At 37.8% G+C, this 18,584-nt stretch carries 16 protein-coding genes and 1 riboswitch; of the genes, 14 read left to right on the forward strand and 2 right to left on the reverse strand.

Annotated features, from left to right (window positions below; genetic code table 11):
- Window positions 1–157 precede the first annotated feature (157 nt).
- The 11 genes from BLR73_RS00090 (at window position 158) to BLR73_RS00140 (ending at window position 14,354) form a co-directional block, all read left to right on the forward strand.
- Window positions 158–778, forward strand: a complete 621-nt coding sequence (locus tag BLR73_RS00090; RefSeq protein WP_091857753.1) for a hypothetical protein — start codon at window positions 158–160, stop codon at window positions 776–778.
- 186 nt (window positions 779–964) lie between these two features.
- A complete protein-coding gene (locus BLR73_RS00095) occupies window positions 965–1,354 on the forward strand; it encodes a (deoxy)nucleoside triphosphate pyrophosphohydrolase (RefSeq protein WP_091857756.1) in 390 nt (129 codons plus the stop codon).
- 748 nt (window positions 1,355–2,102) lie between these two features.
- The gene (locus BLR73_RS00100; RefSeq protein ID WP_091857759.1) at window positions 2,103–2,630 is read left to right on the forward strand and encodes a hypothetical protein; all 528 of its coding nucleotides are present in this window, start codon (window positions 2,103–2,105) and stop codon (window positions 2,628–2,630) included.
- 2 nt (window positions 2,631–2,632) lie between these two features.
- Window positions 2,633–3,715: a DNA cytosine methyltransferase gene (locus BLR73_RS00105; RefSeq protein WP_091857762.1), complete on the forward strand. Its 1,083-nt coding sequence runs from the start codon at window positions 2,633–2,635 to the stop codon at window positions 3,713–3,715.
- A complete protein-coding gene (locus BLR73_RS00110; protein ID WP_091857766.1) occupies window positions 3,702–5,213 on the forward strand; it encodes an ATP-binding protein in 1,512 nt (503 codons plus the stop codon). Before BLR73_RS00105 ends, BLR73_RS00110 begins: the two co-directional genes overlap by 14 nt.
- Window positions 5,197–8,025 carry a Z1 domain-containing protein gene (locus BLR73_RS00115; RefSeq protein WP_091857768.1) on the forward strand — a complete coding sequence of 943 codons (2,829 nt, stop codon included), beginning with the start codon at window positions 5,197–5,199 and terminating at the stop codon, window positions 8,023–8,025. Before BLR73_RS00110 ends, BLR73_RS00115 begins: the two co-directional genes overlap by 17 nt.
- Window positions 8,015–8,929, forward strand: coding sequence for a PD-(D/E)XK motif protein (locus tag BLR73_RS00120; protein WP_091860016.1), 915 nt, complete (start codon window positions 8,015–8,017; stop codon window positions 8,927–8,929). Before BLR73_RS00115 ends, BLR73_RS00120 begins: the two co-directional genes overlap by 11 nt.
- 16 nt (window positions 8,930–8,945) lie before the next feature.
- Window positions 8,946–11,111 (forward strand): AIPR family protein, encoded by a 2,166-nt coding sequence (locus BLR73_RS00125; protein ID WP_091857770.1) that lies wholly within the window; start codon window positions 8,946–8,948, stop codon window positions 11,109–11,111.
- Between the two features lie 33 nt (window positions 11,112–11,144).
- Entirely contained in the window at window positions 11,145–12,041 is an 897-nt protein-coding gene (locus tag BLR73_RS00130; protein WP_091857773.1) for a leucine-rich repeat domain-containing protein, read from the forward strand.
- A gap of 76 nt (window positions 12,042–12,117) precedes the next feature.
- The gene (locus BLR73_RS00135; RefSeq protein WP_091857776.1) at window positions 12,118–12,330 is read left to right on the forward strand and encodes a helix-turn-helix domain-containing protein; all 213 of its coding nucleotides are present in this window, start codon (window positions 12,118–12,120) and stop codon (window positions 12,328–12,330) included.
- Window positions 12,331–12,335: 5 nt separating this feature from the next.
- Window positions 12,336–14,354 carry a DUF2075 domain-containing protein gene (locus BLR73_RS00140; RefSeq protein ID WP_091857779.1) on the forward strand — a complete coding sequence of 673 codons (2,019 nt, stop codon included), beginning with the start codon at window positions 12,336–12,338 and terminating at the stop codon, window positions 14,352–14,354.
- Between the two features lie 58 nt (window positions 14,355–14,412).
- Here the strand turns inward: BLR73_RS00140 and BLR73_RS00145 are convergent, their stop codons facing one another.
- On the reverse strand, window positions 14,413–14,670 hold the full coding sequence (locus tag BLR73_RS00145; RefSeq protein ID WP_091857782.1) for a hypothetical protein: 258 nt from the start codon (window positions 14,668–14,670) through the stop codon (window positions 14,413–14,415).
- Window positions 14,671–14,790, reverse strand: a riboswitch (SAM-I-IV-variant riboswitch).
- Between the two features lie 204 nt (window positions 14,791–14,994).
- Here BLR73_RS00145 and BLR73_RS00150 point away from each other — a divergent pair.
- Window positions 14,995–15,177, forward strand: coding sequence for a hypothetical protein (locus BLR73_RS00150; RefSeq protein WP_139208896.1), 183 nt, complete (start codon window positions 14,995–14,997; stop codon window positions 15,175–15,177).
- 250 nt (window positions 15,178–15,427) lie between these two features.
- Window positions 15,428–16,231: a hypothetical protein gene (locus BLR73_RS00155; protein WP_143010848.1), complete on the forward strand. Its 804-nt coding sequence runs from the start codon at window positions 15,428–15,430 to the stop codon at window positions 16,229–16,231.
- A gap of 21 nt (window positions 16,232–16,252) precedes the next feature.
- Here the strand turns inward: BLR73_RS00155 and BLR73_RS00160 are convergent, their stop codons facing one another.
- Complete coding sequence (locus tag BLR73_RS00160; protein ID WP_074760896.1) at window positions 16,253–16,675, reverse strand: hypothetical protein; 423 nt, start codon at window positions 16,673–16,675, stop codon at window positions 16,253–16,255.
- A 141-nt stretch (window positions 16,676–16,816) separates the two neighbouring features.
- Between BLR73_RS00160 and BLR73_RS00165 the strand changes: the two genes are divergently transcribed.
- Window positions 16,817–18,547, forward strand: a complete 1,731-nt coding sequence (locus BLR73_RS00165) for a glycogen/starch synthase (RefSeq protein WP_091857790.1) — start codon at window positions 16,817–16,819, stop codon at window positions 18,545–18,547.
- Window positions 18,548–18,584: the final 37 nt, after the last annotated feature.

An 18,584-nucleotide genomic window follows, 5' to 3' on the forward strand; every position in this document is an offset into this window, starting at 1 on the left:
ATCGCAAAGGTATAAGATCGCCCTAACCTGACCAAACAATTTTGATCAGTTTAGATCGAATTTTGATTGTTTAGATCTATGCATAATAATTATCAATAATTGTTTGTTTATTTGCTCGAAATGTTGTATCTTTGCACATGGATATCAACCAGAATTTATGATACAAGAAGATATTGCAGAATACGAAATACTTGAAGAGTTTTCCTCTTCAGAATGGATTGTTTCAGAGCCGCCAACAAGGGATCTTGATACCTTGCTGGAGGACCTACATTCATTGCAAGGTTCAGCATTTGTTACACAGCTTAAGTATATTGCATCTCACAAAGCGTTTACGCCGATTAATGGCGAAGAGGGAATATATAGTGTAGGTGGTGAACAGGATGCTGATTTCGAAAACCTGCTAAATGCAGCCCGCAAGGCTGTAGAACATGGTTACCGTGTATTTATCCTTCCTAACCCCAAAGGCATCAGAACTGCTGATTTTATCTTTGAAAAGAAAGGCAATTATAAAATGTATGATTTAAAAACTATTATAGGGCAGTCTTCTGTTGTAAATAGGTTGTTTGAATCTATAGGTCAGAGTAATAGAGTACTGCTAAATATTAATACAGAATATAATGCACGTTTGTTGGCATCAGATATTAAGTCGTATTTTGAAGTTAATGATGATGCAGTAGAAGTATTGATTTTTAAAGGGAAAAAAGTGATTTCTGTAAATAGAGTAGGAGTGGGAAGTACCAACTTTAATCGTGTGTTTCGAAAGAAGTACGAAAAATAAAAAGCCATCCATAAGGATGACTTTTTAAATGGAGTAGTGTCGATAAAGTCTTGCTCCCCGCACTCAGCGGCGTAGCCAAAAGTAAACTTTTGACGCTGCAAAGATAAGAATAATTCTGATACGTTCCAAATATTTTTGGTAAATATTTAGTTTTTAGTGAAATAAATGCTACTTTTGTAGCCGATTATGAAACAGATTGAAGTAGTTGCAGCGATAATACACGATGAGGCTGGTCGCATTTTTGCCACACAGCGAGGATACGGCGATATGAAAGATGGATGGGAGTTTCCTGGGGGCAAAATGGAACCTGGCGAAACGCCCGAAGAATCGTTGAAACGTGAAATTTGGGAAGAGCTGGAAACAAACATCACAGTGGAGCGGTTGGTTAAAACCGTAGAGTGGGATTATCCTAAGTTTCATTTAACTATGCATTGCTTCTGGTGTAGTGTAGTGAGTGGAGCCCTGACGCTTAAAGAGCACGAGGCAGCCCGCTGGCTAACTATAGATCAACTTGATTGTGTAGATTGGTTACCAGCCGATTTGGTGGTGGTTGAGGACATCAAAAAAGGGGAATGAGCATCGCTGCTGATTCCTCTCACTATGATTATATAAATTATGAAAAACTAATTTGGCAGCAAAAGTACATGGAATTTTGCAAACCACCAAAAATAATCGTTGTTTTGTTTTGCAGGATGCGAAAATTGTTGTACTTTTGCAGTGCAATCGTTCCGTCTGTGCCTGTGTAAAAACAGCACACAGCGGTTCTGGAGTGAACAGGGCTGATACGGTGCGGTGCATATTTTGCTGATTATAAGATACATATCTTATGACTAAGGTTTAAAGTTCAAAATGTCGACCAAACATTGAAGCAAGCCTTGGGAGTAAGGTGTGCCGTTATGGCATACCCTTCCCAATTGTTTTCGCTTCTGGGTCTTCTTGGTCGACTACCCGAACTTTGGAACACGAGGGAATCGGGTATGCTTTTTTATGTTTTGGCGAATAACTAAGAAACAAGAGTAATAATTTCATAAAGTCGACCAACAATATGAGGAATAATATTAGAAATGTAATATAGGCTTTCGAGTCTTGAACATCCTTGATTAGGCTGAGACACTGGAACTACGACCTCCGCAATTAGCATCAGTCAGACAAGGCATGGGTGTTCGCGCTCTCCATATGGGGCGTGGACTGAATAGTTATTGTCTGATGCGGCTGTCGTAGGCCCCAGTGTCGTCAATCTATCTTTTCATGCCCCTTCTTTTCCAAGCGAAAAGGAGGGCATTTTCGTTTCTCATAGTCGTATTTAAACGAAAGATGACAAAATATGATTAACTATCAATTTTTCCCTCGGTCTATAGGAGTCGTTCCAAAGTTGAATGATGTTATAGATTGTTTTAATAAGGTAGATGTAGAAAAGGACGCATCTTCTCACTTAAAATCTAATGATATGCTTTCACTTTTACGTCCATATCTGGAAAATATTGGCTTTAGTGTGGAAACTGGTAAAGGCATGAAAGAGAAAATTATCATTCCTGTTTTGTTTGGGGAAAATGGTGATGTTGATAAATTTTTTGCTGCAGATGCTTGGAGCGAAGATCATACTGTTGTATTAGAAGTAGAAGCTGGTAGAGCAGTTTTTAATAATCAATATTTAAAAGATATTTTTCAAGCATGCATGATGTATGAAGTTGAGTATCTTGTATTAGCTGTTTTAAATGAATATCATTTTAAGGTTAATGGAGTTGAAAGGGTTAGCAATGATTACCAATATGTAAAAACCTCTTTGGAAACATTGTATATAAACAGAAGACTTCAACTACCTCTTAAAGGAATTTTACTGATAGGATATTAATTATGTTTTACGGAATCGATATTTTTTCTGGCGCTGGTGGATTAAGTTTAGGGGCGGAAATGGCTGGTATAAATATCAGCCATGCTATAGAGATAAATAAAAGTGCTGCACAAACATTCCTGCGCAATCATAAGGGAGCAGAAGTATTACAAGGAGACATTCAAAAATTGGATCCTAAAACATTACATAATGACAAAAGGCCTACTTTCGTCATTATGGGTGGACCTCCATGCCAAGGCTTCTCCATGTCAAATACTAGAACAAGAAATATGGAGAATAAGAAAAACTTCTTGTTTTTAGAATTTGTCCGTTTTGTAAAAGAGATAAGGCCTGCATGGTTCGTTTTGGAAAATGTGTGGGGATTGACAAATATTAATGGAGGTGAAACGAAAAAAATGATAGAGGAATGTTTTCGTGCTATTGATGGCTATGAGAATATCTCTTCAGCAGTTTTGTGGGCTTCTGATTATGGTGTTCCTCAGAAAAGAAACCGTTTTTTTATGGTTGGAAATAGACTTGGAATCGATTTTAAATTCCCAGAAAAATTTGCAGAGACGGTCACTGTAGAAGAGGCAATTGGTGATTTGCCATCATTAAAAAATGGGGATATGTTGGATGAGGCTGCATATACAAAATCACTTGATGAAGCCAGTACTTATGCGAAAATGATGCGTCAAGGATCTGATAAAGCTCGTCAAAATTATGTTTCAAGAAACAATGATTTAGTTATTGAACGATATAAGTATATTGGCCAGGGGCAGAATTGGCGTGCTATACCTGATTTCCTTATGCAAAATTATGCAGATAAAGGTAGATGTCATAGTGGAATATATAAACGTCTGAAAGCTGATCAACCTTCAGTTGTTATTTCCAATTATAGAAAAAGTATGCTGATACATCCATATGAGGACCGTGGCATATCTGTAAGAGAAGCAGCAAGGCTTCAGAGTTTCCCTGATACATTTATTTTTGAAGGTCCTCTTATGCATATGCAGCAGCAGATCGGTAATGCTGTACCACCGTTGCTCTCAAAAGCTGTGTTTAAAGAGATAATTAAGCAAACAAAAGAGTATGAGCATAAATAAACAACTATTACCCAAAGCTGCCACCCTTATGGGGTCTTTACGTTCTATGGGCTATTCCTTTGAATCTGCAGTTGCTGATGTTATTGATAATAGTATCAGCGCTCATGCGAGTGTGGTCCAAATACTATTTCCAGATAATCCTCTCTCAACACTGGCTGTTGGTATCTTGGACGATGGAGATGGTATGTCAGACGATGAGCTACTTGAAGCAATGAGATATGGAAGTATCGCTTCTGAAGAGGAAAGGGCTGAAGATGATTTAGGACGTTTTGGTATGGGCTTAAAGTCTGCTTCATTATCGCAATGTCGTAGACTTACGGTAATAAGTAAAGATGGGCAAGACTTACACGGCTATAGATGGGATTATTCATACATTATAGAGCAACAAGATTGGATAATTCAAGAATTAACACGAAGCGAAATAGATTCTGTGCCATATATTGAGCGTTTTCTTACGCAGCAAAGGGGAACTATGGTAGTTTGGGATGATTTTGATGTATTATCCAAGTCAAGTGGCGGTCAGGTGTATGATACGTTGGTTGAATTGAGAAGTTCTTTGGAAGCTTCATTAGCACTTATCTTTCATAGGTATCTTTCTTCAAATGATAGTTCGAAATTAGAAATCTTTATAGATAATCTTTCTATATCTCCTTTGGATCCTTTTCTTGAAAAACATCCAAAGACAACGAGCAAAAAAGAAAAATCAATTGCTATACCAGATAGTAATGGATGTGAAAGGCAAATCCTAATAAAGCCTTTTATTCTCCCATTTGCAACCGATTTAAAGGAAAAAGATAAAAGGTTGGTGGGGGGTATTGAAAATTTGCGTGCTAAACAGGGTTTTTATGTGTATAGGAACAAACGCCTCATTATTTGGGGGACATGGTTTGGTATGAATAAAAGAGCAGAACTGACAAAAAATGCTAGGATTCGCGTGGATATACCGAATAGCCTTGATGATATTTGGGCAATTGATATAAAAAAACAAAATGCAAGCATACCCAAAAAAATACTTAATCAGCTGAAGAAAACCGTAATGGAAGCGCTGGATATTTCTGTACATCAACAGAACTACCGTGGCCGGACAAATAATGTTAATGATAGCATTGATTATATATGGGAAAGAAAGGAGGGTAGAAATGATACGTATTTTTATCAAATAAATCGAGACAGTAAACTCTTTCAGTATATAAGAGAGAAAATATCTGAAGAAGATATCATTTATCTTGATATGTTACTCACAGAAATAGAGAAGAATATTCCTATTCAGCAGATGTATATAGATAAGAGTAATGAGGCAATAGCTATTGAAGATACTAATTCGCGCTTGGATGACGTCTTTCAGATGGCAATATCTATGGCGCACACCTTAAGAACAATAAGAAAAGAGAGTACGGAAATAATAATTGATGACCTGATGAAATCAGAACCCTTCTGTTATTATCCTAAACTAAAAGATTTACTCAAAAATAATCTGAAAGATGAATTTAACGGATGAGCAATACTCGATTTTAAAGTCTTTTGCCAATAACTTTATTAGGCTTGACGAAGAGCAAGGTAAAGAGATTAAAATAGAAACTCTTAACTTGTACGTTGAACGTGCGGTTACTTTATTGCAATTTCAGCCTGACGAGGAGACAAAAAATAGATTGAAAACAGATCTAGAATATCAACATAAGATCGTTCATGAGAAAGGACATGCGATATTTGACGATTATGAGGATAAGCATAATTGGTATTCAAATATGAATGTTACAAATTCTTTCTTCTGGCCTCGTTACAAGGATTATATGCGTGAACATACAACGATCAGTCCGCGTAGCATAAACCTCTTAGAAGATACAACACTGCCTGATATATTAAATTGTCTTGGAAATCCAAATGAGAAATTTGAAGGAAAACGATTTGTAAGAGGGCTTGTTATTGGTGACGTTCAATCCGGTAAAACAGCGACCTATACAGGTTTGATTTGTAAAGCTGCTGATGCAGGCTACAAGGTTGTTATTTTATTGGCGGGAATAACAGAAAGCCTGAGACAACAAACTCAAGAGCGCATTGACGAAGGTATTGTTGGTTCATCATTAAAGTTAGATGGTAAGAGAGAAATTAGAAAGAATGTTGGCGTAGGTTTGCCGATAAGAGCAACATCTTTTACTTCATGCGTAAATGATTTTGTTGGGAATTGTGATAAGATAACAATGTCTCTTAATGCTCACAAATCATTGGTTCTCTTTGTAATAAAGAAAAATGTGTCAGTACTTAGAAAATTGCATGATTGGCTTGAAGAACAGAATATTGACCCTATTACTGGCTATATTGATGTTCCCATGTTGCTTATTGATGACGAGGCAGATAATGCATCAGTTAATACAAAGAAAGATGAAACAGACCCGACACAAACAAATAAACTGATTCGACAAATATGTCATTTGTTTAAGAATTCAACGTATGTCGGATTCACTGCTACTCCATTTGCCAATATCTTTATTGATCCAGAATCCGTTGACAGCATGAAGCATGCAGACTTGTTTCCAAAAGATTTTATATATGCATTACAATCGCCATCAAATTATGTTGGGGCAAGCAAAATCTTTTATTCCGATGGTATGTACCATCAGAATCTGCGTTATATTACCGATATTGAAGAGCCGGATTATACATCTGATGAGTATAAGGAAGACTCTAAGTTTGATATAGAAAAACTTAATGCCGGCCCATTTTATTACCGACACAAAAAAGAATGGGACGGTATTCTACCTGCTTCTTTACGCGAATCTGTTCTTTGTTTCTTTATAACTAATGTTATAAGAGATTTGAGAGGTCAAAAATCGGCTCCAAGAAGTATGCTTGTTAATATGTCGCGATTTGTTAAAGTTCAGGTAAAAATTACGGCGCATATAGAAAAAATATATAATGAGACTTACAACAATATTCGGTTTTCTTTTTCAGAGGACAATGGCGAAAATACGAATTTGCCACTATATATAGAGTTACAACAAATATGGAAAAAACATTTTACTAATGTAAAAGATGTCACTTTCCCCCGTGTTGTGAAAAAGAAAAATTTGCTGAATGCCATAGAGAAGATAGTTGTACTTACTGTTAATGGTTCTAAGCAAAGTGGAAAGCTTGATTATAAATCGAATAAATCTCTTAGGGTCATAGCAGTTGGAGGCTTGGCTCTTTCTCGAGGTCTTACCTTAGAAGGTCTTATTGTTAGCTATTTTTATCGTAATACTGCGACATTTGATGTTTTAATGCAAATGGGACGTTGGTTTGGATATCGATCCGGTTATGAAGATTTGTTCCAGATATGGACAAGTAAGGTTAGTGCTGATTGGTATGCAGAAGTTGCTAGTGCATCACAAGAGCTTAAAGATGACATTCAGAATATGCGTGAACAATATCTAACTCCCAAAGATTTTGGAATTAAAGTTAGAGATAATTGTGATGAATTACAAATAACATCATCAAATAAGATGCGTTCTGCATCGAGTATCTTTATGCAATATTCTTTTTATGGTAATATTTATGATACTCCATATATTACGTATAATGTAGAGCATAATAGAATAAATCTGGAAGGGGTTAGAAAATTAACAGCAACCCTCTTTGAAAATGGTTATAAGTTTCAATATACAAATTATAAGAAGGCAACTAAAGATGTCAAAGACTTGAGTGATGGTTCTTCTAGGTTTTTTTCAGATGTACCAAAAGCCACTTTAATTGATTTTTTAAGAGGAATAAAATGTTCGATGGCTAACCCCAATTTTAATGTTTCCAACATAATTGATTTTCTCTCGGATGAAAAAAATATAGGATTGGAAGAATGGAATATTGCGTTTAGTGGCGGTGACAGTGATTGTAATTACCCAATAGAAGGCTTGGAAATGGTGCACTGCATAAAGCGTGCAGTTTATCATGGGAATAAGAACGTAATCCAGTTAAGTGCTCGTCGCAGAGTATTATCAGGTAGTTCTGAAGGTAAATATGCATTATCTAAGGATGAAATAGAATATGTAGAAAAGATATACAACTCAAAGAAGAATATTCCAGTAAGAGCGTTTTTCGAAAATCTCCCTCAGAGGAAACCTATTTTTATTATTATGATGATTGATCCTCAATTTGATAATATAAATAAGCTGAATGAGTTTAAAGAGGAGTTGAATGGTGATAAAATTGTAGCCTTTGCTATCGGTTGTCCAGGCATTAAGGAGGTAGGGAAAGCTGTTATGTATAAAGTAAATAAGATTTATCAACGATTAAATATTGAGGGTGATGAACCCGAGGAGGATGAAGATGAAGAATGATATATATAAAATATTATCAGAAGAATTTCCCAGTAGGCATTTTGTGCGTATTGGTGATAATAAGCATATTTGTCTTTATGTGGGTAAAGACGATGATGCAAGATATTCATTTGATTTTCGAGGTAATTTCGTTCCTAGTAGGATACCGAGTTCTGACGTCATAGATGTAGGACAATATAAAAACGATAATGAGTATACATTGCGTTTTTCTCTTGAGAATAGAGATCTATTGGAGTATTTCTGTATTTTCTGTCAAGATTTATTGGAATCAACTAAAGCTGTTATTGACGATGCTACTGCTTATAAAACACTAAGATCTCGTTATTTTTCATGGCGACAGTTATTTAAACCAGATAAGGGAAGATTGACTGAAGCTGAAATAATGGGACTAATTGGAGAATTGCTATTCCTACAATCGCAATTGTTCCCCCAAAAGGGGATAGATGGAGCTATAGAAAGTTGGACTGGTAATGAAAAAACCCATAAAGATTTCTCATTTGATGATGTTTGGTATGAGATAAAGGCGATTAATTTTGGTAAAGAATCTGTTAGAATAGCATCGATTGAACAGCTCGACAGCGACGTTGAAGGGCATCTGGTCGTTTATACTTTGGAAAAAATGAGCCCCAATTTTAATGGCATAAAACTCAATCAGTTAGTATCAGATATTATTTCTCAATTAGAAAACGCTACTCAACGTGAGTTATTTATGGAAAAGTTAAATCTATATGGTTTTGATTTTTCACCAGAATATGACCAATGGGTTTATTCTTTACATGATGTAACTATGTACAAAGTTGCTGTAGGTGCTTTTCCTAGAATCGTTAGAGAAATGATTCCTGATGCCGTTACAAAGGTTACTTATGAGATAATCATAAGTGAAATTCAAGATTTTAAAGAATAAATAAATTAATTAAACTATGGATATAGAAGAATACCGTAAACAGTTTATCGACGAGATTCGTTTTGATGCAGAACATGAGGGAACTGATCCCGAAAGCATGTTTATTGAAAGAACGTTGGCCCTATTGGAAGAGTTAGGAGAATTGAATGACCCTATGCCGATGAGTGTTGAGTTGCGTAATAACAAGAATCAGCGTATGTCGTTTGATGCATATGCTTACGATGAAGCTGATAATGCGCTAGTCTTGATTTCAAGCGTTTTCTATAATGAACGTGACTCTAAACCAAATCTAGCAGAAGGAGGAATTAATGATATTCTTGGTTATATGCAAAACTTCATAGCAGAGGTAGATAAAGGGAATATTTCTAAGTATTGCGATGATTCTGACGATGTTATTCAAGTTGCCAAGGAGATTAAAGGTAAGATGGGAAAAGGTATCCTTACTACTGAGATATTAAGGTTCAAGTTCCTTATTATAACTAATGCTACTCTTTATTATAACGTAAAGAATCTGTCTCGTCCAGACTTTCTTGATCGCCCTGTGGATTTGAATGTTTGGACACTGGAACGTTTTTATCAGAATTATATTTCTAATTCTAGCGAGGTTTTGGAAATTAACACTGAAGACTTTAACTGTGAAGGTATTCAATATTTAAGGGCTGATATAGGTGATTATATGGAAAGGGACAATGAAAAAAAAGTTGATGCTGATATTGATTCCCAAAGAATTAGGTGTGATGTGTATCTAGGCATTGTTCCTGGTAAGTTTCTTGCTGATATATATATCAAATATGGTAGTAAACTCCTTCAGGGAAATGTACGTGCATTCCTGAAAGTTTCTGGTAAGGTGAACAAGGGTATTAGAAAAACAATAATAGAAAAGCCTAGTAATTTCTTTACATATAATAATGGTATTGCTGTAGTAGCTAGGTCCGTTGTGTTTTCTGCAGACAAGTCGAGAATAGTTTCCTTTAAGGATTTCCAGATAATAAATGGTGGTCAAACTACAGCATCACTTGCAAATGCCATTATCAAACATGAAGCCAAAAGAGGCATGGATACGCTATTTGTACCAATGAAACTTACTGTGCTCAATATGGATAGTGAAATGTCTGAGGATGAGGTGGAGATATACAATGAGGTTACTGAAAAGATTTCTAAATGTGCAAATTGTCAGAATCCTGTAACTTCTGCGGATTTCTTCTCCAATCATCCATTCCATGTGTTGATGGAAAAAATCTCGCAAAAAGTCATGGCGCCGCCTGTCAATGGATTGCCATATCAAACCATATGGTATTATGAAAGGACTAAGAATAAATGGGATCAGGAACAATTCAAAATGAGTGATGCACAAAAGAAACATTTCTGCGAGAAATATCCAAAAAATCAAGTCATTAAAAAAGAAAAATTGGCAAAGTGCTATAACACAATTCTTATGAATCCCCATCAAGTATGTCAAAGTTCTGCAATAAACTTTACTCGATTTGCAGATTTTGTAGATGATATGTATGAGAATCATCGTGATGATATCAACGAGGAGTTTTTTAAAAAGTGTGTATGCTCTGTTATTATGTTTGATACATTAGACAAGCTTATCAATAAAGCATCATGGTATCCAACAGGTGGTAATAAGGCACAGATCGTTCCATATACAATATCAAAACTGATGAAAATTATACCAAAAGAAAAAGATATTGATTGGACAAGTATTTGGCAGAAACAGATGCTATACCCGGAACTCGCAGAAGAATTATTAAAGTTAGCTTATGTAACACATAAATATCTAGAACAAAAGGCTGGTGGTGGACTTGTTCGCACTATTTCAAGAACAGCTGGTGTTTGGAGAGAATTCCAAGATGTTTCATATGAATTGAGTGAAAAGTTTTTGCGTACATTGGTTTCAAAAGAGGAAACAAAAGAAATAGAAAAAGCAGCTAAAAAAGCCCATAAGTTCAATGCAAATATTGATGTGGCTGTCGAAGTTTTCAATCTGGGAGCGAAGTATTGGATGAATGTATATGAGGATATGATGCGTGAGGCTATTTTGTCCTATGGTGATTGTTCCTTTATAAAGAGTGTCGCAGATTATATCGGTAGAAATAGTCTTCCGTCGACGGCTCAATGTAAAAGACTAATGAAAATTGTAGAAAAAGCCGAGGATAAAGGGTATATCATGCCATAAATATATATATATAGTTCTTGAAGTATTAGAAAGATGAAAGCTTATAGTATTGATGAATTGCTTGGTAGGAAGCATACTCGGAAAGACTTATATTTAAAAGAGGTCGTTATAGCTGATGGCGTTGAAAATATAAGTGGTAAACTTATGTGTAAATTTAAGCAAATGACATCTGTTATAATACCTAAAAGTGTAGAGAATATTGAGTCATATGCGTTTTATAATTGCCCCAATTTGACTTCGATATTCATACCGGAGTCAGTTAGTTTCATAAGTCCTTCAGCATTTAATTATTGTGAAAGTCTTGAATCAATAATTGTGGATGAAAATAATATTTTTTATGACTCTAGAGATAATTGTAATGCTGTTATAAGAAAAAAGGACAACATACTGGTTGTGGGATGTAAATCAACAGTTATTCCTGATGGGGTTAAAAGAATAGAAGCTTTTTCCTTGTATTCTTGTAAAGGTATTGTTGCATTAAAAATACCCCAAAGCGTATCTTTTTTTAGCGTTAATGTTCTACGTTCGAGGGAAGGATTGATGTCTATTGTTATCGACGATAAAAATAGCATTTTGGATTCTAGAGATAATTGTAATGCAATAATAAGGAAGAGTACAAAAACACTATTATATGGTTGTAATAATACAGTAATTCCCAAAGGAGTTGAGATTATAGATTATCGTGCCTGTGAAGGTTGTGTAGAACTTACAGAAATTACCATTCCAGAAGGAGTGAGGATAATATGCAGCAAGGCCTTTTATGGTTGCAAGAAATTAACTTCTATAACATTGCCGAATAGTATTGTAAGTATTGGAGATAAGGCTTTTTCTTGTTGCAGCAGGGTAAAACATTTTTATATCCCACATGGAAGTACTGAAAAGTTCGTGAAGTTGTTACCACAGTACAAAGATTGCTTCATTGAATTATAACGTTTCTTCTTGGTTTTATGTAAATGCTATCTTTAGACGGTTGTGCTAAAGATAGCATTTTCGTACTTTTGCAGCCATGGAAACTAATGTAAATAAAGACTTTGGCAAGCGTGTTGCCGAACTAAGAAAGAAAGCAGGTTATTCTCAGGAACAATTTGCCTTCAAGTGTGGCGTTGATAGGACCTATGTCGGCGTTGTAGAACGAGGGGAGAAGAGTCCAACGCTTAATACTATTGATAAGATAGCAAATGCCTTAGGAATTTCTAAAAGTGAATTGTTTAACTTTTAATCTGTATGAGCTATACAATTAGGGAGCGTTGCTATTATAAAAATAGCATTTCAGAGTTTACTTCTGAAGCTGTTGATAAAGTATTGGGTGGCATGCTGCGTTTATCTGAATATGAAGTAAATCCAGATACTCGCAATTCTTGGAAAGTTGAAATAACTACACTCCAAGAAATGTTTCGTATGTATAGTAACTGGGATGGCGGTATCGCATTTGAATTTACAATCCCCAGGATAGGAAAGAGATGTGATGTTATTGCAATAATAAATGGAGTTGTTTTTATTCTTGAGTATAAGACTGGCCAGCAGAAAAAAGTGAGTAGAAAGCAACAATTGGCTCAGGTTTGGGATTATGCTTTAGATTTGAAGAATTTTCATAGTACAAGTCATAACAGGATATTGGTTCCCATTTTGGTGAATGAAAGCCATGATATGCCAGAAGAACAGCAAATTCATAAAGCTGTAGATGATGTTGTTGCCCCATTGGAAGCAAATACCGAAGGATTGGGGCGTTTAATTGAAAAGGTGCTAAAACTATATTCTGGGAATTATATTGGTATCAAAGAGTGGAGTAATGGTGTCTATAATCCTACCCCCAATATTATTGAAGCTGCATGTTCATTATACAAGTATCATAATGTAAACGATATAAAACGTTCTGATGCTGACGATTTAATTGTTACTACTAAACGTGTAATGGATATTATTGAAGAGACAAAACGGTCTCATTCAAAAGCTATATGTTTTGTAACAGGCGTACCTGGTGCAGGAAAAACGCGTGTAGGCCTTGACGTGGCAATTGAAGAGTTTAATAAGGGAGAACATGCTGTCTATTTGTCAGGAAATGGGCCTTTGGTAAATGTGTTAACCGAAGCTTTGGCAAATGATAAAGCAGCATCGGACAAAATAACAAAAAAAGATGCCGAAAGGGAAGTACATTCTTTTATACAAGCCATTCATCATTATCGTGGTAATATGCTTAGTAAGATTACTGTAGAGAATGGGAAAATTAGAATAAAAGAAGATGCTGTAGAGAATCATGAGAAAAACGGCTATGCTGAAGTTGAGAATGTGGCAATATTTGATGAGGCCCAAAGAGCATGGACTCGCAAAGAATTGTCATCCTTTCTTAATAACGCGGATTTTCCTATGTCTGAACCTTCATTTTTGATTTGGTCAATGGATCAAAAGCCAGATTGGGCTGTGATTGTTTGTCTTGTTGGTGGTGGACAGGAGATTAATCATGGTGAGGCTGGTATTTCAGAGTGGATAAATGCTATTAATAATGATTTCCCACATTGGAAGGTTTACATTTCTGATCAATTAAAAGAGAAGGAATATGCAGAAGGTAATGTGGAAATGATGTTGAAAGAGAATCGTAATGTTCAGATTTATGATGAACTACATCTCAAAGCTTCTATACGTTCGTTTAGAGGAGAAGAATTATCTCCTTTTGTTCATTATTTATTAGAAATGGATATAGAACGTTCTAAGGAGCTACTTGCCAAACTGACAAATTATCCTATCGTTATGACCCGTTCATTATCCAAAGCAAAACAATGGCTTAGAGATAATGCTCGAGGTAGTGAACGTTATGGACTTTTGGCGTCTTCTCAAGCAAAAAGAATAGTGCCAATGGGATTGGCTTTGCAAGACCAAAAAGGAAAAATGGAAATTCAGTGGTTTTTAAAGGGGGTTGATGATATAAGATCGTCATACTTTCTTGAAAATGTGATGTCTGAGTTTAAAGTTCAAGGACTTGAATTGGATTGGGCTGGATTTATTTGGGATGCAGATTTTAGATATAATCCCAATGGCTGGGAATGCTATAACTTCAAAGGTACCAACTGGACAAATTCGTCAGAGAAAGACTATAAGATAAATGCATATCGTGTTCTGTTGACACGCGCACGTCAAGGAATGATAATTATTATACCGCCAAGTGATCCAGATGATTTTTCAAGAAAGGAAGAATATTATCAACCTACTTACAAATTCTTGAAATCATTAGGCATTAAAGAGATATAATCCCCCGCCTCTATACCAGAGCAGACAGTATAGGGGCGGAGATTTTTATATAGAGGTGTTAGCTTAAAAGAACTAACTTATTCTGGCTTATATCATAAGCAATAGGATGGGCGAATGATATACTGTGACCATCGTGGACGCAGGTGGTGTCGATACCTCGACGTTGGAATTCATCCATTAGGGCTGCGTCGTGATAAGCGCGCATCGAAGTGAAACCTCGAAGATTTACCTGAGAATTGAATACGTTAACTAACTCTGCGATTTGCATATCGGCAAATTGCAATGCAAACTTGATGTAATAAATGTGCTGTTGCATAACTTAGGATAATTTTGAAGTGAATAATAATGTTGCTTCCACATCGTACCTTGGCCACCGTGACATCCTAATGTTCGGTTGGCGAGTCCGCCATAATGGCGACTGCTCTTGATGTTTCTGGGTGCAAAGATACAAAGTTTTCTGTGGAGAACCAAAAGAAATGACTGTAAATTTTGTGGGTTGCGAAAATTGTGCTAATTTTGTGGCGAAATAGAAACAATTAATTCTTGACAGAATATGATAGCTTGTCTTATATGGGTTCTTTTGTATGCCTTCATAATATGGATGCTGGCTGCCATTACTTCATGGTGGGCTGTGATAATTATGCATATAGGAGCTGTAATATTTCTACTAATATACAAAGGTGACGCTATTTTTAGAGGAAGTAATTCACCTGAAAATCCGGATGATAAAACTTGTGACGATGAAAGTTATCGAGCTGCTCGTGAAGAACGGGATGCATATGATGACTACATTGCCTCTATAGATATGGATAAAGATAGATGAAACAAAAAGGGGAATGAGCATCGCTGCTGATTCCTCTGTGATAATTATAACTAATAAAACCCAATTCTTTCTCGCATCACTGCGAAAATAGAATGAACATAATCATTAAAATGAATTTCATTACCATTCATTTAACAATACGCCGCAAAGGTAATAAGAATTTGTCAGAATGCAAAAAAAATGCTAAAATAATTGGAAGATATTGAATTGTTATGTATATTTGCAAACAAACAATTTAATGAAAACCTTTATGAAGCAGATTTTGAACTGGGTGCTCGTCGCCACCCTCATTTGCGGCGCAAGTGTGTTCACATCATGTACTTCGAATGACGACAAACCCGTCAAACTCGACCTTTCAACAAAGTTGATGGGCAAGTGGATGGTGGACGAACTGGACGGTCAGGCGTGTCCTACTAACCTGAAAGCAGTCATTACTTTCTTGTCGCCGACGGAAGCGTATGGTAGTCTTTCTGACTACTATAGCGAGTCGTGGAACAACCATGCGTCGGCTGAGGTTACGATTAAAGGCAAGAATGTAACGCTTAGAGCGAAAGAAAATGAACATACTACGCATGTGACGGAAACAACCATCTACTCCATTACTGATAAGGATATGATGTTGAAGTCTGACTGGAAAGTCTATGTTGACGGTAATGTGGTAATAAATGAGATCTACAACAAAGAGCGCTATATACGTGTGACAAACGACTATGAGAATGATATTATTGGCACATGGGAAGGCAAGGTGACTAGCACTGAGGACGAGCACACCGATGGCGAATTGCACCGTTGGGAGTATAAAGCCGACGGCACCTACGCCTATTATAGTAAGGTGGAGGGGCAATGGCAGTCGGACACTGATTATCTTTCAAACTATTTCGTAGATGGTATCTTGCTTTGCACCCGCTGGAAGAAGACGGCCGACAGTGAAGAGCTGCGCGAGTGGTGGGAGATTGAGAGCATCAAGGATGGCGTGATGAAGTGGACGGCGCTGCGTATGCGTGATGATGGCTCAACCTACATCGCCACCTTCCAGATGACAAAGGTTGAATAACTTACATTAAACGTCAGAAAATTATTTCTGACGTTTAAACTCTATGGTCTTGGGCAGTTTTTGCCATTTACCTTTGAAGGGCACCTTGAGGGCGCTACCTGACTCTTGCTTGAGGATGAATACTGAATCGCCCTTGGCGGTGAGGGTGGCGGTGAGATCCTCGCTGCCGTAATCGTTGATCATCTGCAGCGTGGCCTTGTGGCCCTTTACCTCGGCATCGGTGATGACCCAGGCAAACGAGTTGAAACGCTTACTGAGATAGCCGGGCACCTGGCCAAACAAATCCTGCCCGGGTACGGTAACATCTTGTTGGTAAAAATTAATACGCATCACAATATCAAGTTCCTTATTTATAAGGTACGCGCGAAAGGGGCCTTGGGTGTTCTGCGCACTGGCCGTAATACTGGCCAAACACAGCAGGGCTGAAACTATTAACTTGTTCATATTACAACACTTATACGTTTTTTAGACCGCAAAGATACTAATCTAAATCATCTTTTAAACGTTTACACTGAAAAAAATAACAAAAAGATTGGTGATTTAATAATTTTTTAATTATCTTTGCAGCAAATTAGTTAGTATAACATGGCAAAGGAACGATTTACACCTGATTATATTTTTGAGTCGAGTTGGGAGGTTTGCAACAAGGTTGGCGGTATCTATACCGTACTTTCGACACGTGCTAAAACTTTGCAACAGGTTCTGAAAGACAAAATCATATTTATTGGTCCTGATTTCTGGAAAGAGCAGGAGAGTCCATACTTTAGGGAGGACAACAGCTTGCTGGCCGAGTGGCAGTGGGCTGCGAAAGAGCAGGGCCTGAAGGTTAGGGTAGGAAGATGGACCGTGCCCGGCGAACCGATTGCTATCCTGGTGGATTTTAACCTTTACTTCGAAAAGAAGAACGAGATTTACGGCTGGTTGTGGGAACACTACCAGGTGGACTCGTTGCATGCCTATGGCGACTATGATGAGGCATCGATGTTCTCGTATGCTGCAGCTCTCGTAGTAGAGAGTTTCTACAAGCACTGCCTGAAGCCCGAACAGAAGGTGATTTACCACGCTAACGAGTGGATGTGCGGACTGGGACTGCTGTACCTGAACAACAAGCTGCCACAGATTGGTACGGTGTTTACTACCCACGCTACGAGCATTGGAAGATCGATTGCTGGTAACCAGAAGCCGCTGTACGACTACCTGTTTGCCTATAACGGCGACCAGATGGCGGGCGAACTGAACATGCAGAGCAAACACAGTATTGAGAAGCAGACTGCACACTATGCCGACTGCTTTACCACAGTGAGCGACATTACGGCTAAGGAGTGCGTGGAGCTGCTGGATAAGCCGGTGGACGTGGTGCTGCCAAATGGTTTTGATAATAGTTTTGTGCCCGCCACAGCGCAGGCTTTTGCCCGCAAGCGTAAGGCCGCGCGCAAAAAAATGCTGCAGGTGGCTAATGCGCTGCTTGGCGAGGAGCTGGACGACGACACGCTGCTGATTTCGACTTCGGGACGATACGAGTTCCGCAATAAGGGTATCGACGTGTTTGTTGAGGCTATGAACCGACTGCTGCGCGACCGCGACCTGAAAAAGAAGGTGGTGGCATTTATCGAGGTGCCCGGTTGGGTAGGAGAGCCTCGTAAGGACCTGCAAGAGAGACTTGCTACATTAAACATTCTTTGCAAGCAAAGCGAACAAGTTCGAGCGAAACATGAAACATTAAATTCCAACAGCGAACAGCCATCATTTAACACTCCTCTTGAGGTGCCGATGGTGACGCACTGGCTGCACAACATGAGTCATGATAACGTGCTGAGCATGCTGAAATACTACGATATGCACAACCGTAAGGATGAGAACGTGAAGGTGATTTTCCTGCCTTGCTATCTGGACGGTAATGATGGTATCGTGAACATGACCTACTACGATGTGGTGCTGGGCAACGACCTGTGCATCTACCCATCGTACTACGAGCCCTGGGGTTATACCCCACTTGAGGCAATAGCCTTTAAGGTGCCTTGTATCACTACCGACCTGGCTGGATTCGGACTGTGGGCCAACACGGTGTTCGGTCACGACGGACAGCTGGAGGATGGTGTGAAGGTGATTCACCGCACGGATTACAACTATAGCGAAGTGGCCGATAATATCAAAGATACGGTGGCTGAGTTCTCGAACATGACTAAAAAGCAGATTGAGACTTGCCGCAAGAATGCTGAAGCCCTCTCGGAGAAGGCTCTCTGGACTCACTTTATCGAGTACTACTACGAAGCGTACGACATCGCTTTGCGCAAGGCGCAAATGCGAGTACATTAAACATTAAACATTAATGATTAAACATTAATTGTTAGAA

It is taken from the genome of Prevotella sp. khp1, assembly GCF_900102205.1.
GTDB lineage: Bacteria > Bacteroidota > Bacteroidia > Bacteroidales > Bacteroidaceae > Prevotella > Prevotella ruminicola.